At 64.8% G+C, this 22,593-nt stretch carries 16 protein-coding genes; 3 read left to right on the top strand and 13 right to left on the bottom strand.

Annotation, left to right across the window (positions count from 1 at the left end):
* Positions 1 to 56: 56 nt before the first annotated feature.
* Entirely contained in the window at positions 57 to 2,432 is a 2,376-nt protein-coding gene (locus tag HPY64_02600) for a tetratricopeptide repeat protein (GenBank protein NPV66019.1), read from the top strand.
* A gap of 30 nt (positions 2,433 to 2,462) precedes the next feature.
* Positions 2,463 to 3,572 (top strand): S8 family serine peptidase, encoded by a 1,110-nt coding sequence (locus HPY64_02595; protein ID NPV66018.1) that lies wholly within the window; start codon positions 2,463 to 2,465, stop codon positions 3,570 to 3,572.
* Between the two features lie 73 nt (positions 3,573 to 3,645).
* Here HPY64_02595 and HPY64_02590 read toward each other — a convergent pair whose 3' ends face one another.
* The 13 genes from HPY64_02590 to HPY64_02530 all read right to left on the bottom strand — a co-directional run bounded on the left by HPY64_02590 (position 3,646) and on the right by HPY64_02530 (position 21,044).
* Positions 3,646 to 4,713 carry a DUF4432 family protein gene (locus HPY64_02590; GenBank protein NPV66017.1) on the bottom strand — a complete coding sequence of 356 codons (1,068 nt, stop codon included), beginning with the start codon at positions 4,711 to 4,713 and terminating at the stop codon, positions 3,646 to 3,648.
* A gap of 141 nt (positions 4,714 to 4,854) precedes the next feature.
* Positions 4,855 to 6,264: a hypothetical protein gene (locus HPY64_02585; protein ID NPV66016.1), complete on the bottom strand. Its 1,410-nt coding sequence runs from the start codon at positions 6,262 to 6,264 to the stop codon at positions 4,855 to 4,857.
* Positions 6,261 to 8,444: a protein kinase gene (locus HPY64_02580; protein NPV66015.1), complete on the bottom strand. Its 2,184-nt coding sequence runs from the start codon at positions 8,442 to 8,444 to the stop codon at positions 6,261 to 6,263. Before HPY64_02580 ends, HPY64_02585 begins: the two co-directional genes overlap by 4 nt.
* Before the next feature lie 83 nt (positions 8,445 to 8,527).
* Positions 8,528 to 11,632 (bottom strand): FHA domain-containing protein, encoded by a 3,105-nt coding sequence (locus tag HPY64_02575; GenBank protein ID NPV66014.1) that lies wholly within the window; start codon positions 11,630 to 11,632, stop codon positions 8,528 to 8,530.
* Positions 11,633 to 11,962: 330 nt separating this feature from the next.
* The gene (locus tag HPY64_02570) at positions 11,963 to 12,502 is read right to left on the bottom strand and encodes an FHA domain-containing protein (protein NPV66013.1); all 540 of its coding nucleotides are present in this window, start codon (positions 12,500 to 12,502) and stop codon (positions 11,963 to 11,965) included.
* 325 nt (positions 12,503 to 12,827) lie between these two features.
* Positions 12,828 to 14,432, bottom strand: coding sequence for a molybdopterin-dependent oxidoreductase (locus HPY64_02565; GenBank protein ID NPV66012.1), 1,605 nt, complete (start codon positions 14,430 to 14,432; stop codon positions 12,828 to 12,830).
* 48 nt (positions 14,433 to 14,480) lie between these two features.
* Positions 14,481 to 14,939: a molybdopterin-dependent oxidoreductase gene (locus tag HPY64_02560; protein NPV66011.1), complete on the bottom strand. Its 459-nt coding sequence runs from the start codon at positions 14,937 to 14,939 to the stop codon at positions 14,481 to 14,483.
* A 200-nt stretch (positions 14,940 to 15,139) separates the two neighbouring features.
* Positions 15,140 to 15,973: a carbohydrate ABC transporter permease gene (locus tag HPY64_02555; protein NPV66010.1), complete on the bottom strand. Its 834-nt coding sequence runs from the start codon at positions 15,971 to 15,973 to the stop codon at positions 15,140 to 15,142.
* Complete coding sequence (locus tag HPY64_02550; protein NPV66009.1) at positions 15,973 to 16,923, bottom strand: sugar ABC transporter permease; 951 nt, start codon at positions 16,921 to 16,923, stop codon at positions 15,973 to 15,975. The genes HPY64_02555 and HPY64_02550 overlap by 1 nt, the downstream gene beginning before the upstream one ends.
* A gap of 83 nt (positions 16,924 to 17,006) precedes the next feature.
* Positions 17,007 to 18,296 (bottom strand): carbohydrate ABC transporter substrate-binding protein, encoded by a 1,290-nt coding sequence (locus tag HPY64_02545; GenBank protein NPV66008.1) that lies wholly within the window; start codon positions 18,294 to 18,296, stop codon positions 17,007 to 17,009.
* Between the two features lie 120 nt (positions 18,297 to 18,416).
* Positions 18,417 to 19,178 carry a cytoplasmic protein gene (locus HPY64_02540; GenBank protein NPV66007.1) on the bottom strand — a complete coding sequence of 254 codons (762 nt, stop codon included), beginning with the start codon at positions 19,176 to 19,178 and terminating at the stop codon, positions 18,417 to 18,419.
* Positions 19,179 to 19,224: 46 nt separating this feature from the next.
* Entirely contained in the window at positions 19,225 to 20,187 is a 963-nt protein-coding gene (locus HPY64_02535) for an ROK family protein (GenBank protein NPV66006.1), read from the bottom strand.
* 65 nt (positions 20,188 to 20,252) lie between these two features.
* A complete protein-coding gene (locus HPY64_02530) occupies positions 20,253 to 21,044 on the bottom strand; it encodes a GntR family transcriptional regulator (GenBank protein NPV66005.1) in 792 nt (263 codons plus the stop codon).
* A 392-nt stretch (positions 21,045 to 21,436) separates the two neighbouring features.
* On the opposite strand from HPY64_02530, the gene HPY64_02525 reads away from it, so the two are divergent.
* Positions 21,437 to 22,582 (top strand): aminopeptidase P family protein, encoded by a 1,146-nt coding sequence (locus HPY64_02525; protein NPV66004.1) that lies wholly within the window; start codon positions 21,437 to 21,439, stop codon positions 22,580 to 22,582.
* Positions 22,583 to 22,593 lie beyond the last annotated feature (11 nt).

Below are 22,593 nucleotides of genomic sequence, written 5' to 3'. Positions count from 1 at the left end.
GCAGATGTAAGCGTCTGATAAATGCCTCCCGCAACAGGCCCGGCCAGGTTCAGCCTATGGTGACCGAACTACACATCTTCATCAGCTCAAAGATGCAGGAGCTGGCGGCGGAGCGCCAGGTATTGCGCGCCCTGCTGCCGACGCTGGGCAATGAGCTGGTCAAACTCAGCGCCTGGGCCTTTGAGGAGGATGCTCCGGCCTCGCAACGCTCGATCCGGGAGGTGTACCTGAGCGCGCTCAAGCAGTCCGCACTGTACATCGGCCTGTTCTGGAAGGAATACGGCGAGTGGACGATTGACGAGTTCCAGCGGGCGACGGCGTGGGGCATCGACCGCCACATCTATGTGAAATCGGTTGACACCGCCGGGCGTGACCCGCGCCTGCAGGCCTTTCTGGATGAGCAGAGCAATGTCATTGCCGGGATCACCCCCCGCTGGTTCACCGACCTGGACGACCTGCGGCGGCAGGTCAGCCGCTCGATCGCCGTCTGGCTGCGCGACCGGTTATTGCGTCACCTGGGCGACAGCAGCGCAACCCTGGCCGAATCGCCCGATGACGTTCCCGATCTGCCACCCCGCCTGATCGGTCGCCAGGCGCTGCTGGCCCGTGTGCGCGAACTGCTGGAGGAAGGGACCAACGTCCTGCTGCAGGGCTTTGGAGGCATGGGCAAGTCGGCTCTGGCAGCCAGCGTCGCCGCCGACTGGCTGGAGACTCATGAAGGGGCTGTGCTGTGGCTCAACGCGGGCAGCGAGGAGGCCGACGCCCTGCTGGAGGCTCTGGCCCGGCCTTTTGGCGCCCACCAGGAGATCGCCAGCGCCACCGGCAGCGCCCGGATCAAGGTTATGCGTCGCCTGCTGGCTGAAAATGCTGTGTCGCTGCTGGTGCTGGATGACGTATGGAACGGCGCGGCGCTGAGCCAGGTGCTCAAGGCCGTGCCGCGCCAGTTGCCCGTGCTGGTGACCGCCCGCCACCGCTACGCCCTGGACGCCATCGTGGAGGTAGGGCGGCTGGAGCCGGACGAAGCGTTGCGCCTGCTGAGCCACCATGCCGGGGCCAGCTACAAAGATGATCCGACGGCCCGTGAGTTGTGCCACCAGCTCGGCTACCATGCCTTCGCCCTGGAGGTCGCGGGTAAGACGCTCAAGGTCGACCAGATCGGACCGGGCGAACTGATGCGCCGCCTGGCTGATGCGCCCCATAGCCTGGTCATGCCGGAGGATTTCGCTGAAGAAGGGCGAACCAGCATCAACGAACTGATGACCGCCAGTCTGCTGGCGCTGGAAGAGGACGTGCGGCAGGTCTTCCTGGCCTTCGGCGCGCTGTTCACGCCCAGCGCCACCCCCGATCTGCTGGCCCGCTGTATGGGCCGCCCGGCTGATGAGGTCGAAACCGCCCTGGTGACTCTGCAACGGCGCGGCCTGGCGGATCGCCTGCGCCGCGCTGAGGATCAGCCTGTCTACTACCGGATCCACGATCTGGCTCACAGCTATGCGCGGGCGGCGGCGGCCACGCCGGAGCGCCGCCGGGCGGCGCTGGAAGCCTGCCGGGCGTACGCCGCCGATCATCGTGCTGATCTGGACGCGCTGGATGTGGAGATCGGCAACCTGCTCGGCGCGGCAGAGGCGGCGCTCAGCAGCAGTGATGACGCGACGCTGGTGGCGATCATGCAGACCCTGGCCGGGCCATATCTTTCCGCGCGGGGGCATACGCTGCCTTTCCTGCGTCTGCTGGAAGCCGCTCAGGAAGCCGCCGGACGGATGGAACCGCCCCGCGCCGAGGTCCGGCAGTTCCTGCTGGGCAAGTGCGGCAACGCTGCCTATGACCGCGGCGACCTGCCGGGGGCGCTCCGCCAGTACAGCGCCGCGCTGGAGATTGCCCGCGAACTGGGCCTGCGCGATCGGGAGACGGTGCTGCTCTGCGCGGCAGGCAAGGTGCTGGCCGAACAGGGTGATCACACCGCTGCTGCGGCCCATTTTGAGCAGGCGGCCAGTATCGCCGCCGCGCTGGATGACGGCTTCCTGAGGGCTTTTGTGCTGGAGCACCAGGGTTACCTGGCCCAGTTGCGGCGCGACTACCCGGCGGCCCGGCGCTGCTTTGCCGAGGAGGCGGCGCTGGCGGAGGCGATCAACGACCCGGAAACGCAGCTGGTGGCCGTGTTCAACCTCGGCTCCGCCGAACATGAACTGGGCGAATATGCGCTGGCCCTGGCCAACCATGAGCAGGCGCTGGCGCTGGCCCGCCGGCTGGATAACCGCGTCTGGACGGCCCACGCTCTGCAGTCTCTGGGGGAAGATCATCATCGTCTGGGTGACCGGGGCAAAGCCCGGCAGTGTTTTGAGGAGGCGCTGGCCCTGTTCCGTGAGTGCGGCCTCAAGAGCAAAATGGCTGAGGTTGAGGCATACATGAGGCAGGCTGATTATCCGATCGCGTGAAGTCTAGAGAATATCCCGGGAGGGGAAACCATGGGTATGTTACGTAAAGGCGTATGGGTGGGCCGCCTGGCGCTGGTCGTGGCGCTCAGCCTGGGGGCGCTGGGTGGGTTGACGCCTGCCGCCGCCCAGGAACCGCATGCGGTGGCTATTCTGGTGGTAGACGACTTTGGCCTTACTGACCTAGCTGCGGTTGATTTCGGCGCCTTTGAGGCGGGGGAGAGCTGTGCGATCAGCCTGGAAGGGCAGGCGTTTGCCGTGCGTGGGGCCACCGCCGATCCGCTGACCGAACAGTCGCATGGCGACGTGGTGCTCGGCCAGCTTGAGGAGATGATCGCCGAGGCCGGGGCTGAAGAGATCATCACGCTGATCCCGGTTGACGTGCATGGGGTGTCAACGGAGGTGGCGGCGGAGCGCATCGAGGCTGCGCTGGCCGAGGTCGAGGCCGATGTAGTCCTGCTCAATATGAGTTTCGCCGTGATCCCGTGCGAGTACCTGCAGGCGATGGTCGACTTCGGCGGGCAGTTGCTGGCCGCACGGGACGCTGGCAATCTAAACCGCTATCGGAGCCTGTTCCAGCGGGCCGTTTTGTTCTACAACGACACAGTATTTCCGGCGATGTCCCGCCGATCGCAACAGGCTCAGCCTAACCAGCCGCTTGATCCGCTACAGGCGTATCTGGCGGAGGCGGGGGTTGTGGCGGTGGCTTCCGCGGGCAACTTCGGGCTGAACTTCCCGTTCTGGCCGGGAGCCTGGCCGGGGGTGGTCAGTGTCAGCGCCAGCCAGGGGCAGGGCTTCTACCCGGCCCAGTCGTGGGACAGCAAGACCGATGTGCCGCTGTTGACAATTCCCGGCGACCGACCGAACCAGCGCCTGCGGATTTCCAACTACGGTGAGGTGATGATGCCGGGCGAATATGCCAGCGCGGTTGCCGGCGCCACAAGCCAGGCCGTGATCGCCGGGACGTCTTTTGCCGCGCCGCGCCTGAGTATGGCCGTAGCCCTTTACCTGGCCGAGGTGGGTGGTGACTATTGCCGGGATGAGGAGGGCTTCTTTGCGCTGGCTTCCGGCGAGTGGAAGAACCTGACCCTGCCGCAAGCGGCGGAGGCTTACTGCCCCGATATGCTGGCGTACCTGCCTTAGGGGTTGAAGAATAACCAGAACATGGCCGCCCGCGCAGCGCCGGAAAGAGGATGCGCGGGCGGCCTGCTGATCATCAGTGCTCGATGGTACCGTCGGGTGCGATGCGCGTCACGCCTTCGCCTTCGTAGGCGACGGCCACCAGATCGGTCTCCCGCACTTCTTTCGGTCCCAGGATTACGGCAGTGCCGTCCTCAACGGCTCGCTTGACGCCCAGACCGGGATGGCTTGTGAACGGCTCCAGCGCGCAGGTGTAGGCTCGCCCAAACCAGGGGTAATCGTCGTGGCCGCCGTAGAGCTGCCACATCCATACGGAGCGAAACAGGCTGGCGTCCCAGGCCATCCCGAAGCCCACGCCCTGCCGCCGGTTGGTCAGGCCATACCAGCCTTCGGCCAGCCCCTTGAAGTAAATCAGATCGACCGAATGGTTGGCGCGGGGCAATACCCGTGTGACATCTTCCAGCGCTCCGTTACGGCGGTTCCTGACCAGCGGAAAGGTGTAGTCCTGGCCAGGCTGCCACTGGCCGTTGGGGTGAAAGTCCAGCACGTCCACCTGCGAGGCCGGGATGTGAGCGACGCAGCTCTCATCCAGGAATGGCTCGCCAAAAGCGGGGTGGTGGCCCCACATGATGGCAAATGGGCCGGGCGATTCATTCTCCAGCCGTTCGTGGATGAACAGGGCGGCGGTATCCCGGCGGAGGGTCATGGTGCGCTCCAGGGCCAGCGGCGTGCGGTACAGCCGGACGCGCGCCCGCAGGCTGACGCAATCGGGCGTATCCTCAGCGATCTGGGCCTCAAAGGGCAGCAGGGAGACTTCCCCGTGCAGGCCCTGGTAGACATCCCGGTATGGCTCCGGTGAAAAACCCGCCGAGGGCAATACCTCCTGCCAACCGCCATAGTAATAATCATGGAAGGCGCCGCTGGGCAGGGCGCTGGTGGCGATGAAGGGCTTTTGCATGGGCGTGGGGGATTGCCACATAAAATCCAGATCGCGGGGTTTGTAGGTGAACTCGAAGATATCGGCGCCTTTGTCCAGCAGGACGCCCACGCGGAGCAGGGCGTTTTCCAGGTAGGCGATACGCATGTCCTTGTAGGTATAGTCCAGGCTGATCCGGCAGCCGGTCTTGCGCCCGTAGGTATACATTGTGGCTTTGCTCTCCTCCTGTTTCCGTTCACATGCACTCATGGTTGTTCCAACGCGGCGGCCTCCGCCAGCGGGGGGCCTGCCTGGCGCTGATCTCGGGAAGGTCTGGTTGGGGGCGCTGCTACCGCCGGAACCGTCTGCCTAGCGCCAGAGCCATGGCGGCCACAGCCGTGGCCGGAGGCGTACCCTGCCGGGGTAATCCAGTGGGGCGCGATGGCTGTGGGTCACAGTCAGGCTGTAGTCGCAAGTCACTGACCGCAGCCACGGCCGGCGTAGCACCTGGAAGGTCACCCCCACCTGAACGCTGCCGCCCGGTGGCAGGCGCAGTTGTGCCTGTTGCGGCGTCACCAGCAGATGCTCCCGGTCGGTCGCGCGGGCGGTGATGAAAATCTCGGTTGCGGCCTGGGTGTGATTCTGCAGCAACAGATGCACGGGGCGCGTCTCTACCGCTTCAACCGGCTCCAGCCGCCCTACCAGATTCGGCTCGTCCTTGAAGCTGAGGGTCAGCGTTGCCGCGGCCATCACCTGCGGCGTGCTCCGATCTACGAAGCGGATGTGCAGTTCGCGCACCTGTTCCAGGGCGGGGGAAGGCTGCGTTTGCAGCACCAGATCGATAGTCTGAATCTCACCTGCCGCCAGCGTCACCAGCGATTGCGGCCCCAGGACCCATTCCGGTGGAACGCCCTCAACAGCAACATGCAGGCGCAGTTCCTCCGCGTAGCCATTGCGCAGCGAAATAGGGACGCGCACCCGTTCACCCGCTACCAGGCTGACCACCGGCACCGGAAGCTGAACGCCAAACAGGCCGGTGTACTGCCAGTCTTTGGGGAGGGTGGAAAACAGGGCCGCTCCTGCTCCCGGCGCTGCTGCTGGTAGCGGATGAGCCGGGAGGTATGTGGAACCATCCTCATATACTGCCAGGGCGTCAGGCGGTCGGGCGACCGGAGTCGCTGGGGCAACTGCTTCGACGGGCGCCGCCGGTGCTTGATCCTCGCCTGCCGCACTATCGCCAGCGTCCGCCGCCTGGCGCTCCGCCGGTTTGTCCGGCTCCGGCGCGGCGTGCCCAAAGGCCGACACAAATGCTTCTCGTGGCGGTGGGGAAACCACTTTTGCCGGGCTGGCCGCCGCTTCTTCCGGCAGGGCCGCTTCGTCCTCAACGGCCCGATTCTCCTGCGTGATCACCGGGAAGTCGATGATCTCCAGATCGCCGTCTTCGCCTTCAGCACGGAGCGTTCCCAGGCGCAGGTCATACGCCCCGATCGCCAGCACTGCGCCCGGCTTCCAGGGGATGCAGGCAAAGCTGGGCAGCGCGACGCCATCCAGCGTGATGGCGCCAGCTTCCCCCAGGTTGGTCAGCATGACCTGGCCGGTCGTGGTCAGGAATAGACGGGCCTGCACCGCCCGGATCGGCTCGCCTTCCAGGCACAGGTCGGCAGCGGCGCCGCTGCCGATCAAGAACGGGCGATGTCCCAGCCGGGCGCGCCGTTCCAGGCCATCCTGCCCGCGCCGCAGGGCCACGATCTGGTAGACAAAGCCTTGATGCTGGCTCATGGCCCTGGTCCTCGCAGCACCAGCCCGGCAAGCTGTTCGATCAGCTGGCGCAGCTGGTCGAGTTGATCGGCCAGGGGGACGCCAAGGACGAACTGGCGCGTTGCCGCGGCAACGATCAGCACCCACAGCGCGATCAATCCCAGCGGCTGGCGGCGCTGGCGGCGCTGAAACACATAGCTGCCGTGCGCCCGTTCCACCACACCGGATGAAGCGCGCACCAGCGCGGAAAAGATCAGGCGGCTGCGCTCCTGTACGGCGCTGCGGGCCGGCCTGAAACGCAGCGTCACCGTCCCCACCTGGGCCGGTTCAACGGTCAGTTCCCGCGCCGCCGGCAGGATAGCCAGCGTATCGGGCGCTTCGAACTCAATGGCGAAGCTCTCGGTAGCGTTGCCGCTGTTCATGATCACCAGATCCGCGCGGGCGCGGCGGCCATGGGTGACCTGGTTGGGCTGCAGGGCTACGGTAAAGCGCGTTACCGGCATCACCCTTACTTTAAGCACCTGCACCACACTGCGGATGCCTGGCTGGTTGGAGACGACCTCCAGAGCGATTTCGTGGGTTTTGCCGCCTACTGTGCCGGTCAGCGGTGCGCTGATCACCAGGTCGAAGGTGTAGGTTTCGCCCGCCTCGATCACATGCCCGGCGGGCAGGACATACCAGCGGTCGTCAATCTCCGGGCCGGGCCGCGCCCGCAGCTCGTAGCGGGCGGGCGGGGCGTTCTCCGGCCTGACCTGCACCTGGACATACTGGCGCTTGCCCGGCTCCAGGTAGACGATATCCGGCGACAGGCTGACGCGCACGCCGGGCCGGTTCTGCTGACGATCCAGTTCGTCCAGCAGAACCTTGACCTGTTCAGTGGTGAAGATGAAGGGTTCGACCGCCGGCATTTCTCCGGCGGGCAGCTCCGCTACCTGGAACAGGTAACCCTGCACCTGCAGGAACTGGGTGTTCTTCCAGTAAGTGCGCTCCTGCGGCGGCAGGCGCAGGCCGTCCAGGTAAGTGCCGTTCATGCTGTTCAGATCGGTGACGAACAGATTGCCGTTGCTGTCGCAATCGATCCGGGCATGTTGCCGGGAGACCGACGGGTGATCCAGCCGCAGGCCCGCCGATTCGTGACGGCCAATGATGACCGATCGCTCGTGAAAGCTGACCGTCTGCTGCTCGCCATCCGGCCCCATCATCACCAGGCTAAAGGCCGGCGCTCTGGCGCGGGCGTAGGCAGCGTCGACCCCGGCCATCGCCTCGGCATGCTTGCTGGCGATCGCCCCCAGCGCCTCGCCCGAAACGCGCCCCGGCAGCGGCTTGAGCGTCGTCAGCGGCCCCTGGCGTAATTCGCGCAGGAGGCTACCCATCTCGTTGGCCGACTGAAAGCGATCCTCTGGCAGCTTGGCCAGGGCACGCAGGATCACATAGTCCAGCTCCGGCGGCAGGCTGGGGATTTTGGCCGAGGGTACCGGAATCGGGCTGTAGGCGTGCATGTTGAGCACTTCCAGCAGTTCCGGCGCGCGGTACGGTACCTCCCCCACGATCAGTTCGTAGAGGATGATGCCCAGCGAATAGATGTCGGAGCGATGATCGGGCTTGTTGTCGCCAAATCCAAAGTGCTCCGGCGACATATACATCGGCGTGCCGATGATGTTGGTGGAAATTGCCCCGCCGGGGTTGACAATTTTGGCGATGCCGAAGTCGGTCAGCAGGGGACGGGCTTCCCGTCCATCGGCAACCGGATCGAGCAGGATGTTGGCCGGCTTGAGGTCCAGGTGCAGGATGTTTTGGGCGTGCACATAGCCCAGGGCGAAGGCGAGTTGCTCCACCATCGCCACGCTGGTCTGCACATCCAGCGGGCGCGGCAGGCGCTGCAGGGCATGCAGCAGTGTCCCACCCCGCACCAGTTCCATCACGATGAGCTGGTAACGGTCAAAGCGATAGGTGTCGTAAATGTCAACGATATTAGGGTGCTGCAGGCGGGCCAGGACTTCAACCTCGCGCTCAACATCGCGGATCTGGTCCGGGTTTTCCAGCTTGATGTACTTGACCGCTACCAGCCGGTTGGTGATCCGCGGGTGTCGGGCAAGGTAAACCAGCCCGTAAGAGCCTTCCCCCAGTCGCTTGATGAACTGGTAGCCCTCAATGACACGGTTGATCAGCGGATCGCTGCTGGTTAATTCGCCTACGGTCACGCCGTGTCACTCCTCACCCACCTTTTCACTCCCTGAGCTTACAGCAGGCGAGCTGTCCGCGCCAGCGAGCGCGCCGGCGTAGGTTAGTTGCCGCCCGGCCCGGAGGGTGTTTCTGTCAGCGTCGGCTGTGGCGTCAACGCCAGCGTTAGCAGGGCGTCGGCATCCCCGTTGCTGGCCGGGGCCAGCGCATCCGGATTGTCGTCATCGTCGCAGGGCAGGATGCGGGTGATGATCGCCGGCGTCTGCTTGTGATCGGGGGCGAAGGCGCGCACGACGAAGCTGGTCCCCGGCGGGGCCTGGTTAACGGTGAAGGTGTACACGCCAGGTGCAGGCGAGGTGATCGGCCCGTAGACCACGCGCCCCTGTTCGTTGATCCCATCCGCGGTCACCGCTTGCAGGGCCACCAGATCCGGGATTTCTGCCTGGAAGCTTACATCAAAGGGCAGCGATGGCAGCCCACCGCACGGCGTGAGATTGATATTTGCGGGTGGTGGTACAACCCAGGTCAGCGTCCCGCGGCAGTCCCGCAGCTGTAGAGGGGCGGTCACCTCATATGTCCCGCCGGCGATATCGATCAGGGTGACACGCACCGTAGCAGAAGCAGTCACAGCTGGCAATTCGTCGCCTTCGATGTCCACCCGGTACACACCGTCGTCCTGATCCAGCACATCCAGCCGGAATGGCGTAACGTAGCCGGTAATTGAGATCACCGCGGCCACATTGTCCACGGCGTCTGGCAGCGACGCGCCCACAAAGCCGCTGGTGCGCAGCGGCACTTCCGGGCAGGTGGCGTTGCTGCCGGCGACCACGCTGTCCGGCAGGGTGATCCAGGTGAAGACCATCGTGCAGTCGGCCAGGGTCACAGCGGCGGAGAGCGTGTGCGTCGCGCCGCGCCGGTCAACCACGCGGACGGTGATCGTCGCCGGGCCGGTGTAAGTTACCCCCAGCGCACCTGGGTCAAAGTCCAGGGCATAAGCGCCCGCGCCAAGCGGAGTCACCGCCAGCGCTTCCGCCAGGCCGGAACCCGCCGGGCCGCTGACGGAAGCCGTCACGCCACTGTCTTCCACCACTTCCGGCACCGAGACCACCGCGACGCCATAGGCGTTTTCCGGGATGGCCGGGCACAGGGCATTGCTGGCGGTCAGCGTCCCGGTCGGATCGGTCTGCCAGGTCAGTGTCAGGCGGCAGGCGGTCAGCGCCACTGTGGCTGTCAACTCGCGCAGGTTGCCTTCTGTGTCGGTGGCGGAGACTTTCAACAGGCCTGTGGCTTCCCCGGCGCCGGTGAACGTCGCCGCGTCCAGATCGATGCTGTACTGGCGGGTGGCCGGGTCTTCGGTTACCGGCAGGGCGAAGTTCAGGGGGGAGGGGCCACCTGTATCAAAAGCGATGGCCGCGGTCAGGCTGGCGACGGCCAGATCGCCTGTTGCCTGGACGATCGCTGTGGCTTGCTGCGGCGTTGCGGCGCAGTAGAAGTTGTCGGCGGTCATGGCAGGCGGCGGCGCAACCGCCCAGCTCAGGGCCAGACCACGCGGCGTGGGCGAGGGCGTGGGCGTAAACGTCGGCGTTGGTGTTGGCGACAGCGTCGGTGTCGGTGAGAGCGACGGAGTCGGCGTCACCGGCGGGATGCAGCGGGTGATGGTGAAGGTCGTGCTGATCTCGGCGGTGCGCCCCCGGCCATCGCGGGAGGTCACGCGCACCCGCGCGCCGACATCCCCGCCGCCAGCCACATCGCCCGGAATGGCGATGTCAAAGACAAAATTGGCGCTGCCCGGCGTCTCCGGCACAATGGTCAGGCGCTGGGGCTGCCGGCCATCGATGATCAGTTCGGCGGCCATCTCCGCGATCCCGTAGCTGCTGGCAGCGCTGACGACGACACGGGCGCCTGTCGGCGTCTGCGGGCAACTCCGGTTATCGGCGGCCATCAGGCCGGGCGGCAAGGTGATCCAGGTCAGGGTGAAAGGCGGCGTGCAGGCATCACCGATCCCGTCGCCGTCTGTGTCGGCCTGATCGGGGTTGTAGACCGCCGGGCAGTTATCCAGCGCATCGCACAACCCATCCCGATCGGTATCCGCGCAGGGCAGGCAGATGCTCTGCCCGGCGAAGATCAGCCCCGGGTCCGGGATGCAGTTGACCTGCGCCGCCAGAGCCACGCTGATATTGGCCGCCTGCGCCAGGTTGAACAGCGTGTCGCCGCGCTGGATGGTGATGCGCGGCCAGCCCAGCTGGGCGCACTGGTTGGTACACACATAGACCGTTGCGCTGGGAGTCGGCGTGGGCAGGATGCCCAGTTGGACGGTGGTCGGTGTTGGCTCCAGTGTATTCGTAGGCGTCGCTGTGGGCGTTTCTGTCGCGGTGGGGAGGGCGGTTTCAGTCGCCGTGGTTGTGGCCGGGGGCGGCGTAGCGGTAGTTACCAGCGCCAGGATGGTGGGGGTCGCGGTGGGCAATTGATACGGGAGAGAGAGGATTACCCCGCCAACAACACCCAGGAACAGGAGCAGCAACAGGCCCGCCAGCGCCCACTTGCGCAGCGGTGGACGGACGACGATCAACGCCCGTGCGCTGGCCGCCAGACCATCTGTGGTGAAGGCCGTGAAGGTTGCCTGCACCCGGCCACCGAACGGGAACGGTCCGACCGGGTAGGCCCGCACCTGTACGCTGGCATCCGCGCCGGGGGCGACAAACGCCTGTGCTGGCTCCAGGTCGATCGCCAGGTTCGGAGAATCGGCGACTGCCTCAAAGAAGACCTGGCGGGTTTCTGCACCGGCGTGATGCAGTTGCAGCGCTGCCGGAAGGGGAACATGAATGACCGGCGGTTCCACCGTCAGGCGCAAATCGCCCGCTTGCTCTTCCGTGCCTTCCATCGCTGCCCCGGCCACTTCCGGGATCAGGCTCAGCCGGTAATGGCCGATGCTCAGCGTGTCGCCGGGCGCCCAACGGATCTTCTGGTTAGGCGGGATGCGCCGCCCATTGAGCAACACACCCGACGGGCTGCCTGGATCGACGACCAGAATCTCGCCACCAGAGCGCAGGATCAGCAGCTGCTGCCCGGCGATGTTCTGGCCGGTCAGCTGAATATGGGCATTGGCAGCCGAGCCAATCACAACCGGTCGCTTGCCCAGCTCGTAAGACAGCAGATCGCCCCGCTCATTGACCAACCGGACGACCAGCCGCGTGTGTTCTGTGGTCATAATTTCGCCATGTAAACAGGTGGCGGTATCTATACTCGCCGGAACCTGGCTGTGCGCGCCCGGAGCGCGATCAGGGAACCATCCCGCGCTGCTACACCCCGGTATTATACGTCAGGGCACTGGCAGGACAACCGGGGACATTTGCTGCGGGCCGGTGCAGGCGAAAATTCAACAGAGGTCTTGGTGCTAAATGGCAGGGAAGAAAACAAGGGGCCAGGGCGGCAGGTGATCAGCGAAGGGACAAACCAGACTAGGGCATAGCATCATGACAGGCAGCACAGCCTGGGCGGTGACTGAATTTCTTTCCCGATGGGTTGCGTGAATGACAGCCTAGCGGCGGGCTTCCTGAGCGTGATCGAAGGGGTCGGTGACTTCCACGAACATCGCCAGCATACGCAGATCGCCTAGGCGGATCTCGTCACCGTCGCGCAGGATGTTGGGGCGGTAGGGAATCAGGCGTTTGCCGTTGAGGTAGGTGCCGTTAGTGCTGTCCAGGTCAGTGATCTGCAGGGTGTTATCCTGCATGACCAGTGAGGCATGGCGGCGCGAGACGCCCATCGCCAGACCGTTGTAGCGGCTCAGGTCGAAATCAGGTGTAATGTCCGCCAGCGGGTCAGCCCGCCCGAGCGTTACTGGCTGATTTTCCACCAGATCGATCCGGATCTGTTTGAGGGAGTTCACCAGGCGCAATACCAGGCGATGGCGGCTGGAGATGCGAGCATTACCCCACTGGGGATGGTTGACGCGCAGGTTGCCGACATCGATCTTGGGCGTTTTCTGAAAGCGATCAAGCATCTCGCCACAGTGGGAGCAGAACAGGTTGGTGTCCGGGTTAACCTGGCTGCAGCTTGGACAGGTAATGGTGCTCACTGGCTGTCTCCTGCACAAAAGCGCAGTCCTGCACAGGTTACGAAGTGGGGGTATGATGCCGGGCCGGGCGATGAAGCGGGTGATGTCTGGCGGCGGCCCTGGCCCTGTCAGGCCAGCGTGAATGTCGGCTGATGATCCTGTTGTACAAAGCACCTGACCCCAATGTTACCTCTTTTCAGGTAGATGCAAAACGTGAAACCTGTGTTGGATTAACGCACCGGTCTATTTTTTACGAATTTTTTAGATTGCGCTCTGAGTGTCCTGGCCTGTCATGGCTTCCGCTGACGCCGTTTCTGTCAGCGAGCACACCCCGCTGGTGACAGCTTCAGAGGCCGGTGGGTGGCGCAACTTTTTCCACCTTCACCGCACAGACCTTATATTCCGGAATTTTGGCGATCGGGTCGAGAGCCTTATTGGTCAGGATATTCCCCAGCGCCTCGGCATAATGGAAGGTCATGAAGACCAGCCCTGGCCGGGGACGGCGCATTACGCCGGCACGGGCGGTCACTGTCCCGCGCCGCGACGAGACGCGGATCCAGTCGCCATCGGCGATGCCCAGGGCGGCGGCGTCAGCCGGGTGAATCTCCACGCGTTCTTCCGGAGCCAGCAGGTCAAGGCCGGTGACGCGGCGGGTCATCGTCCCGGTGTGCCAGTGCTCCAGGATACGCCCGGTGGTCAGCATGAAGGGGTAGTCGTCGTCGGGCAATTCAGCGGCGGGCTGGTGATGCACCGGGCTGAAGCGGCCCAGACCGCGTGTGAAGCGTGTCGTGTGCAGGATCGGCGTGCCGGGGTGATCGGGAGCCGGGCAGGGCCACTGCAGACCGCCGTCTTCTAGCCGCTCGTAGCGTATACCACGGTAGATCGGCGTAACCTCTGCGATCTCGGCCATGATCGCCGCCGGGTCGGCGTAATCCCAGCCAGTCGCTCCCAGCCGCCGGGCAACTTCCGCCACGATCTGCCAGTCCGGGCGGGCCTGGCCGGGGGGATCACAGGCCCGGCGCACGCGCTGGATACGGCGCTCGGTGTTGGTGAACGTGCCGTCTTTCTCCGCGAAGCTAGCCGCTGGCAGGACGACATCGGCAAACTCGGTCGTTTCATGGAGGAAGATGTCCTGCACGACCAGAAATTCGGTTCTGGCCAGGCATTCGCGAACATGATTGGAATCCGGGTCGCTCATGGCAGGGTTTTCCCCCATGAAGTAAAGGGCTTTGACGTGACCATCCCCCGCGGCGTCGATCATCTCGGTCAGGGTCAGGCCGGGGACGGCTGGAGGCTGAGGGACGCCATAGAAGGCGGCCATCGCCGCGCGGATGCTTTCGTCGGCCACGGATTGATAGCCGGGGTAAACATTGGGCAGGCCACCGACATCGCAAGCCCCCTGGACGTTATTTTGGCCGCGCAGAGGGTTCACGCCGCCGCCAGGGATGCCAAGGTTACCGGTGAGCATGGCCAGGTTGGCTACGGCCAGGACATTCTGATGGCCGACAGTGTGCTGGGTGATGCCCATCGCGTAGAAGATAGCGGCTGGCTTGCGGCCCCCGTACAACCGCGCGGCCTGCTCCAGGTCGGCAACGGGCACACCCGTGATCTGGCTGACGCGCTCTGGGGTGTACTCCTCAACAACGGCCCGCCAGGTCTCAAAATTCTCCGTGCGGGCGGCGATGAACGCCTCATCGTGCAGACCTTCGCGTAAGATGATGTGGGCCAGGCCGTTGAGCAGGGCGATATCCGTCCCGCCTTCATGCTGGAGGAACAGGGTAGCGAACTCGGCCAGCTCGATCCGGCGGGGATCGGCGACGATCAATGCCGCGCCATGCTGGCGTACCGCCTTTTTGATCTGCAGGCTGATCACCGGGTGGTTGGCGGTGGTATTGGTGCCAATCAGCAGGATGGTCCGCGCCTGGGTGATGTCGGCGATACTGTTGGTCATCGCGCCGCTGCCGAAGGCCTGCACGAGGCCTGTTACGGTGCTGCTGTGTCAGAGGCGAGCGCAATGGTCGATGTTGTGCGTGCCGATGACCTGGCGGGCCAGCTTCTGCATCAGGTAGTTTTCTTCGTTGGTGCATTTGGCGCTGCACAGGAAGGCGATCGCGTCCGGGCCATGGGCGGCTTTGACCGCCGCCAGCCGGTTGGCGACCAGGTTCAGTGCCTCATCCCAGCTGGCGGGTCGCAATACGCCGTTGCGCCGGATGAGTGGTGTGGTCAGGCGGTCGCGGTGCCAGACGTAATCATGGCCAAAGCGGCCTTTGACGCACAGGTTGCCGTAGTTAGGGGCGGCGTCGAAAGGGGCGCTGACCCGGTAGATCACACCGTCTTTGACGTGCAACAGAATCTGGCAGCCAACACCGCAGTACTCGCACGTGGTGCGGACGACGCGATCGGGCTGAATGGCATTTGCCTGGTGGAGAGCGACGTGGTCGCTGCTGGCATGGGTCATCAGGTTCCTCCCGGCTGGTACAGCCCATCCCCGGTTACGATTCAGCGGTCGGGGGTCGCGTCCCGGCGCCCGGCCCGGTATGCCTGACCGGGGCGGGACGGCCCTATGCCTTCATTATAGGCCAGGATCAGGGGAGGCGCCGCCAGAGACCTGAAAGATCATGTCGCCGGATTGCCGGGGGAGGTGATGGTATCCCGGCGTCACTTGATGGCTCCGGCGGTCAGCCCGTCCACGAAGTTGCGGCCCACCATCCCGAACAGGATCAGCACCGGCAGCGTGGTCAGCGTGGCCCCGGCCAGCAGCAGCCCCCAGTCGACCTGATACTGGCCGATGATCCCGGCCAGGCCGACCGGCAGCGTCCGGTTGGCGTCGCTGATGATCAGCACCGAAGCCAGCATGTACTCCGTCCAGGAGGTGATGAAGGCGTAGATGGCGATGCTGGCGATGCCCGGCGCGGTCAGCGGCAGGGTGATACGCAGCATAACCCGCAGGCGGCCAGCGCCATCCAGTGCGGCGGCCTCCTCCAGTTCGTAGGGTACGGCGCGGAAGAAAGCCTGCAGCATCCACACAGCAAACGGCGCGGCGAAGGTGACATTGACGATCACCAGCGCCCACAGGCTATCGATCAGCCCGACCTGGCTCAACATGCCGTACAGGGGCACCAGCAGCAGGATACTGGGGAAGGCGTAGGTGACCAGGATGATCTTGAACAGGAACTGGCTGCCGGGGAAGCGCAGCCGGTAGATGCCATAGGCCGCCAGTGAGGCCAGCACGACCGTGATCACCATCGTCAGGGCGGCGATAATGGTGCTGTTGAGCAGGTAACGCGGGAAGGCCGACGACGCCAGCAGATGGTCATAGTGCTCCAGCGTGAACGACTGCGGGATCAGCGTCGGCACCTGGGCGATGATCTCCTGCGGCGCCTTGATCGACCCGGTGAAGATCCAGTAGAAGGGGGCGATGACCACGATCAACAGCACGGCCACGGACAGGTACACCCCCAGCGAGCGGCGCAATCCTGCCAGATCAGTCATCATCCCTGCTCCTCCTCAGCACGCGGGGCCATCAAGCGAGTGTACAGCATGGCGAAAGCCAGCAATGCCAGCCCCAGCACGACCGAAGCCGCCGCCGAGCGGCTGAGCCGGTACTTGAAGAAAGCGGTGTCGTAGATGAACACGGGCAGCGTGGTGGTGGCCGCAGATGGCCCGCCGCGAGTCAGCAGCCAGATGATGTCGAAGACATTGATCGACCATAGCATCCCGACCAGCCCCATGACGAACAGCACAGCCTGCAGGCCCGGCATGGTGATGTGCCAGAAGCGCTGCCAGGCTGACGCGCCATCCACCGAAGCCGCTTCGTACAGTTCCTCCGGGATGCTCTGCATCCCCGCCAGCAGGATCACGGCCATCAGCGGGAACCAACGCCAGGAGTTGATGAAGATGACTGAAGCGCGTGCGCTTGGCCCGGTGCCGAAGAAACCGATTGGCTGCGGCGTGATGCCCAGTGTTACCAACAGATAGTTGACAATCCCGCCGGAGGTGCCCAGCAACCAGCGCCAGATGATCACCACGACCACCGTCGGCACGATCCAGGACAGAATCACCCATACACGGGCCAGCCCCTGCCCGCGGAAGCGCTGCTTGAGGATCAGGGCGGTGAGGAAAGCAGCCAGGGTTTGCAGCACGGCGTTGGCGACCACCCACACCAGGCTGCGCCCGAAAGCTTCCCAGAAGTTATCGGAGCCGAGGACTTTACTGTAGTTCTCCAGGCCAACAAACTGGCCGCCGGTGCCGATAATCCCGACATCCAGGAAGCTCAGGCGCACCGCTGAAAGCAGCGGGTAGAGGATGGTCCCGGCCAGCCATAGAATCAGCGGGGCCACCAGCAGGTAGCCGAGCAGGGTATCCCCTGCTGGCCGACGAAAGCGCCCGGCGAGCAGGCCGGCCCTGGCTCGCCCGGTCGTGGTGGGGGTGGCGTTGGTCATGGGTATCCCTCATAGGTAAAGCCGGTGGGAAGGGAAGCCCCCTTCCCACCGGGTCAGGAAGTCCCCGCGGGGACAGCGGACGATCAGTCTTCGATCGCTTCTTCCATCAGGGCCTGGCCTTCGGCCACCGCTTCCGCCGGGTCCATATTGTCGATCACGACCTTCTGCAGGGTCTGGGCCAGCAGGTTCTGGGCCGAAATCTGGGCGATGCTGGGGAAGATGTTGCCGCCGGTGAAGCCGAACAGCATGCCGTTGCGGGAGTTCTCCAGCATGACTTCGATCTGGCTCTTGTACTTGACGACCATCGGGTCTTCCCAGTAGCTGGCAGCCTGGCTACCGCTTTCGGTGACCGGCAGGAACAGGCCCGGCTCCATGTTCAGGAAGCGGCCATAGTTCTCCGGCTCCAGCAGGAAGCGCAGGAAGGTGTAGATCGCTTCCTGCTTGGCAGGGTCATCGGTCAGGACCATGACGCCATTCACGTAGGCGATGGTGCCCGACTGCTCGACATCCGCCGCATGCGGGATGGCCATCACGCCCAGGTCTTCCGGATCGCCCTCAGCCTGGGTGTCGTAGGTGGTGATCACCGTGAACTGGAGGATGGAGGCGCAGGTACGGCTGGCAAAGCAGGCCTCGGCCTCGCCCCAGGTCCAGTTCGGGCTATCGGGCGGCGAGTACTGGTAGAGCTGCTTGTAGAAGTCGAAGGCGGCGACGGTCGCCTCATTGTTGAAGCGCAGCGTGCCATCAGGGTTGTAGATCTCCGAGGCGCCGGCGTTGATCATGAAGTCGTAGGTCGTCTGGTCGGTGTACAGATGGCGGTTAGCGGGTAGGCCGATGCCGTACTGGGTATCGGTGGTCAGGGTCTGGACGGCGGCCAGCCACTCGTCCCAGGTGGTCGGCGGCTCAACACCGGCCTCAGCAAAGACACTCTTGCGATACCACAGCGAATGGGCCATGTTCCACAGCGGCACCGCCCAGACGTGATCTTCGTAGCTATACGGCTCAATGGCCGCCGGGAAGAAGCCATGGGCCTCGTTCATCTCGGCTACGAAGTCATCGACCGGCTGCACCGCGCCCACCGCCCGGATGATCGGCGTGAAGTCCGGGATGGCAAAGAGCATATCTGGAGCATTGCCAGCGGCGACCGCAGCGGGCGCCTTGGTGTAAATCTCGCCCCAGTTCTGCGGCTCCTGGCGGACGACGATATCCGGGTGGGCGGCGTTGAATTCGTCGAGCAGTTCCTGCACGCGGGCAACACGATGCGGCGGTTGCTCCATGTGCCAGAAGACGATCTCAACCGGCCCCTGCGCGGCCACCGGGCCGATGGCGACGGTCAGAAAAACAGCGATTAGCAGCAAACGTGCGATCTTTGACATCTGCAACTTCTCCTCTTAGCAAAACCTTTCAAGAACGAACGGAGCGCGTGGTCATCGGTTATCCGCGCAACAAAAACTCAGGTCTTGGCGCTTTTCCCTCCTTTTCTCGCTGAGCAGGCTTTACGCTCCGCTGAGCCAGCGGATGGCCTGATCCCAGAATTGCTGATAGTGTGGCCAGCGAATGAAATCGCTGCCCCAGTGCGGCGCGACATCCGACGTAATAGCCAGCACGCGGCCCTTGCCGACCGTCCAGCAGGCCAGGAAGGGGTCGTCATCGTCGCCGATACGGGCCAGCAGGTCGGCGCCCTGGCGCGGGGCAGTCTTGTTGTAGCCCATGAACATGGGCATGGGATCGGTGGGGATACCGGCCAGGATCGGGTGATCGGGGCGCAGGATGCGCGGGCGTGCGCCTTCTGGCGTCTCGATCCGGTCGTCATGCATGGGCAGAATCTCCACCGGCAGGATACGGGCGACCGGCGTCCCATACCAGCGGCCCTGACCGTGATGCCCCTGGTAAGTGAAGTAGCCGCCGACATAAGCCAGCCCGCCGCCGTTTTCCACAAAGCGGACGATCTCCTTCAGGCGGTTCGGCCCCATTGGCACGGCGTTGCGGCGCGCGCCGGGGTAGAGCACCACCGTGTCGTGGCCGATGTCGCTGAGGATCAGCACGTCGTAGGCTGCCAGCGCCTCTGCCGTCTCCGGCAGATGGTAGTACGCTTCATGGGAGAGCATCCGGGTGACGGTGTGCCCGCTGCTTTCCAGCGCACTGCGCAGGTATGTCCCGGCGTCCCAGATTTGATCCAGCAGAGGGAAGACCTCGATGCCTTCCAGCCCCAGGACAGCCATGATGGCCGAGTCGCCAGCATACAGAACTTTGCTCATAACCCCTCTCCTGCGGTCGGTGACCGCTACCTGCTGCACTTCCCGCTCATGCCGCGCCCGCCCAGACCAGCGCGGCGGCGCCGATCTCGCCGGAATTGGCGCCCAGCCCGGCGGGCACAATGCGCACGGCTTCCACGTTAGAAGGCAGGGCGCGTACGGCAACCGTCTGGCGCACCGGCTCAAACAGCAGGTCGCCCGCTGCCGCTACGCCGCCGCCGATGATGATCCGCTCCGGATTGACCACATCCACGCACCAGGCCAGCACCATGCCCAGCCGTTGCCCGGCCAGGGTGATGATCTCACGAGCCAGGGCGTCGCCCCGCTGGGCTGCCTCAACCACGTCGACAGCGGTCAGCGTCTCGGGGGGGCGATCGGCCAGGATCGAAGGCCGCCCGGCGGCCAGTTGCTCCCGCGCCTGGCGGGCGATGGCCGGGCCGGAGGCCAGCGCCTCCACACAGCCGCGCTTGCCACAGCCACACAGCGGGCCGTCTGTCTCCACGATCAGGTGGCCCAGGTCAGCAGCGCCGCCGCTGACGCCGTGATACAGCTTACCTTCCAGCACCAGACCGCCGCCGATGCCCGTCCCGACGGTGACGTAGAGGATGGTCTGTGCGCCACGGCCTGCGCCGTAAAGCAGCTCGCCCAACGCAGCGGCGTTGGTATCCTTGGCGACGCTGATCGGCCCGGCCCAGGCATCGCCCAGGTGAGCCAGCAGGCGGTCGCGCAAAGGCACATTGACCCAGCGCAGATTGGACCCCATGATCACCACGCCGCGCACGTGATCGGTGGAACCGGCGGCCCCGATGCCGATCCCGACGATGCGATGGCCCGACCCGGCCTGGGCCTGTAAGGCCCGGATGCACTCCGCCATCCGTCCGATCACCGGCTCAACGCCTTCTTCCGGTCGGGTCGGCGTCCGGACTTCGGCGACGACTGTGCCCTCGCGGGTGACCAGCGCCCCGGCGATCTTGGTCCCGCCCAGGTCAATGCCCAACGCTAGCTCAGCCATATCGCAGCACTCCTCATGCTGTATGGGGTGACGCTGCCCGGCGCTGCCGGGGCGCGTCCCGTCCGCTACCCTGTGCCGGAATCGCCTGCCGGGGCCTGCACCACGCCACTGATCGCCGTCGTATCGGGGTGGCGGAGGATGGCCCGGAGCTGGTACTGGTCGCCACGGTAAACGGAATAGACGAATTCAACCGGCCGGTCATGCCGGGAGTAAGTTGTACGGCGGATGCCCAGCACCGGCGTCTGGCGGTCAATGTTCAACAGGCGGCGCTCGTGAGGCTGGGGCAGGCGGGCCTCGATGATCTGGTCCGCCCAGACCAGCACCCAGCCATATTCGCGGCGTAACACGCCATAGAGTGATTCGCGGCTAAAATCGTGCCCGTCCAGAATGCCGGGGCACATCTGATGATCGAGGTGGGTCGTTTCGATGGCTAGTGGTTTGCCATCGGCCAGACGGACGCGACTGAGGACGACAACCTCCGCCCCCGGCGCGATCTGTAGCCGCGCTGCGACTTCATCGTCAGCGGGTCGCAGTGTGGCCTCCAGCACGCGGCTGGAAGGTTCCACCCCGCGCTGGCGCATCTCTTCGGTAAAACTGCGCAGGGCATCCAGGTCCTGGTCAAACTTGGGCGGGGAAACATAGGTGCCCTTGCCGACGCGGGTGTAAGTCAGGCCCTCGCGGGCCAGCAGGAGCAGGGCCTGGCGGGCAGTCATCCGGCTGACATTGAACTGCTCGGCCAGTTCGCGCTCGGAAGGCAGCCGTGCGCCGACCGGGTAGGCGCCCGTCTGAATCTGCATCTGCAGGTAGTTCTTGATCTGGATGTAGAACGGCTCGGATGAATGCGGCTGCACGTTCACGGCGTGTCTCCCCCTGACGCGCTGCCCGGGCATTCGGACTTCTTTGGTCTATGGTGGTATATACCGCTACTTATCAGCATAGGGTAAAATCCATCTGGAGTCAATCCTGTTGGTCTGATCTGTGTCCCGGGCTGGAAAGTCAGCGAGCCGGGAGATAGGCGAAAGATGACCGCTGGCAGCACGGGCATGGTTCTGGCCGGCAGCCTGTTCTCACCCCTCTTTCGCCCGACGACTGGATCGCTGATGTTCTGTGCGTCATGACTGCGGCACAGCCGGGTTGCATCCCGGCGCGATTCGGTGACAATAAAGCGCGACCGGGCGCCCGGCTGCTGCTGGTTCATGCCGCCGGGTGTACCCGAATAGCTCGCTTACTGCTCCGGAGAGAGGTTTACATGAACTACAGCGAACGCCAGCAACGGTTTCAGGAGGCGCTTGGACACAGCGCTGATCTGGCCTTTCTGCCGGTTTCCGCCGATTTGCAGTATCTGACCGGTGTGCCCCGCGACTTCCCTAACTTCGGGGCGACGATCCACCCTGGCGCATGGCTGGAGGGGTTGTGGATGGCCCCACAGGGCGCGCCCCTGCTGGCCCTGCCGCGTATGACGGCGGAATTTGGCGGTCTGGCCGATTCCACCGGCGTTGAGCTGCGTATCCTGGGCGATCACGACGATCCGGCGGCGCTGGTGCGCGAGATTGCGGCGCGATTTGGTGTGCCGCCCGGGCCACGCATCGCCCTCGGTGACCGCGCACGGGCGGAGACCGCTTCCCGCCTGCACGCGATCTTCCCCGGCGCGACCTTTGTCTCCGCCACCGATCTGCTGCGCCCGCTGCGGGCGATCAAGAGCGAAGCAGAGATCGCCATCATGCGCCGGGCCGGGGCGATCACAGAGGCAGCTTTCGCCGATGTACTGCCCAGGCTTCGCCATGGCATCACCGAACTGGAGATCATGGCCGAGGTAGATTATCAACTGCGCCGTCATGGATCGCTGGGGCCATCCTTTACCACGGCGCTTTACAATACCGGCCCACACCACGAACTGATCTTCGGCAAGCACGAGCAAACCTGGCACCGTCCGCTCAAGCCGCCGGTGGCCATCCTGTTTGACTTCGGCGCGATCTACGAGGGTTACTGCTACGACTACGGGCGTACAGTCTACTTTGGCCAGCCGGATGAGGAAATGCAGCGTGTGCATGAACTGGTGATGGCTTCGCAGGCAGCGGGGATCGCCGCGCTGCGGGCCGGTCAGGCGACAGCGGCCCAGGCAGATGCTGCCGCGCGGCAGGTGATTGAAGAGGCCGGGTATGGCCCGAACTTCCGCCACCGGCTGGGGCATGGCATCGGCCTGGACGTGCATGAGCCGCCCTTCCTGACGGCGGGGGACGAGACCGTACTGGCGGAAGGGATGCTCTTCACGGTGGAGCCGAGTATCCTCGTCCCCTGGGGGCCGGCGGCGCGGGTGGAAGATGTTGTTATAGTCCGGCCCGGCGGCGGCGAGCCGCTGACCACCGGCTACCCATCGCTGATCGTGATCGATTGAGGGAGAGGTCC

This window comes from Anaerolineae bacterium (assembly GCA_013178165.1).
Taxonomy (GTDB): domain Bacteria; phylum Chloroflexota; class Anaerolineae; order Aggregatilineales; family Ch27; genus Ch27.
The sequence above is the reverse complement of the archived record's forward strand: the minus strand, read 5'-3'. Positions and strand labels throughout refer to the sequence as shown.

Coding starts and splice junctions, on each gene's coding strand:
- HPY64_02535 (NPV66006.1), bottom strand. CDS start 20,187: ATGGCTGAGCTAGCGTTGGGCATTGACCTGGGCGGGACCAAGATCGCC.
- HPY64_02555 (NPV66010.1), bottom strand. CDS start 15,973: ATGACTGATCTGGCAGGATTGCGCCGCTCGCTGGGGGTGTACCTGTCC.
- HPY64_02590 (NPV66017.1), bottom strand. CDS start 4,713: ATGTATACCTACGGGCGCAAGACCGGCTGCCGGATCAGCCTGGACTAT.
- HPY64_02565 (NPV66012.1), bottom strand. CDS start 14,432: ATGACCAACAGTATCGCCGACATCACCCAGGCGCGGACCATCCTGCTG.
- HPY64_02525 (NPV66004.1), top strand. CDS start 21,437: ATGAACTACAGCGAACGCCAGCAACGGTTTCAGGAGGCGCTTGGACAC.
- HPY64_02575 (NPV66014.1), bottom strand. CDS start 11,632: ATGACCACAGAACACACGCGGCTGGTCGTCCGGTTGGTCAATGAGCGG.
- HPY64_02545 (NPV66008.1), bottom strand. CDS start 18,296: ATGTCAAAGATCGCACGTTTGCTGCTAATCGCTGTTTTTCTGACCGTC.
- HPY64_02585 (NPV66016.1), bottom strand. CDS start 6,264: ATGAGCCAGCATCAAGGCTTTGTCTACCAGATCGTGGCCCTGCGGCGC.
- HPY64_02600 (NPV66019.1), top strand. CDS start 57: ATGGTGACCGAACTACACATCTTCATCAGCTCAAAGATGCAGGAGCTG.
- HPY64_02560 (NPV66011.1), bottom strand. CDS start 14,939: ATGACCCATGCCAGCAGCGACCACGTCGCTCTCCACCAGGCAAATGCC.
- HPY64_02550 (NPV66009.1), bottom strand. CDS start 16,923: ATGACCAACGCCACCCCCACCACGACCGGGCGAGCCAGGGCCGGCCTG.
- HPY64_02595 (NPV66018.1), top strand. CDS start 2,463: ATGGGTATGTTACGTAAAGGCGTATGGGTGGGCCGCCTGGCGCTGGTC.
- HPY64_02540 (NPV66007.1), bottom strand. CDS start 19,178: ATGAGCAAAGTTCTGTATGCTGGCGACTCGGCCATCATGGCTGTCCTG.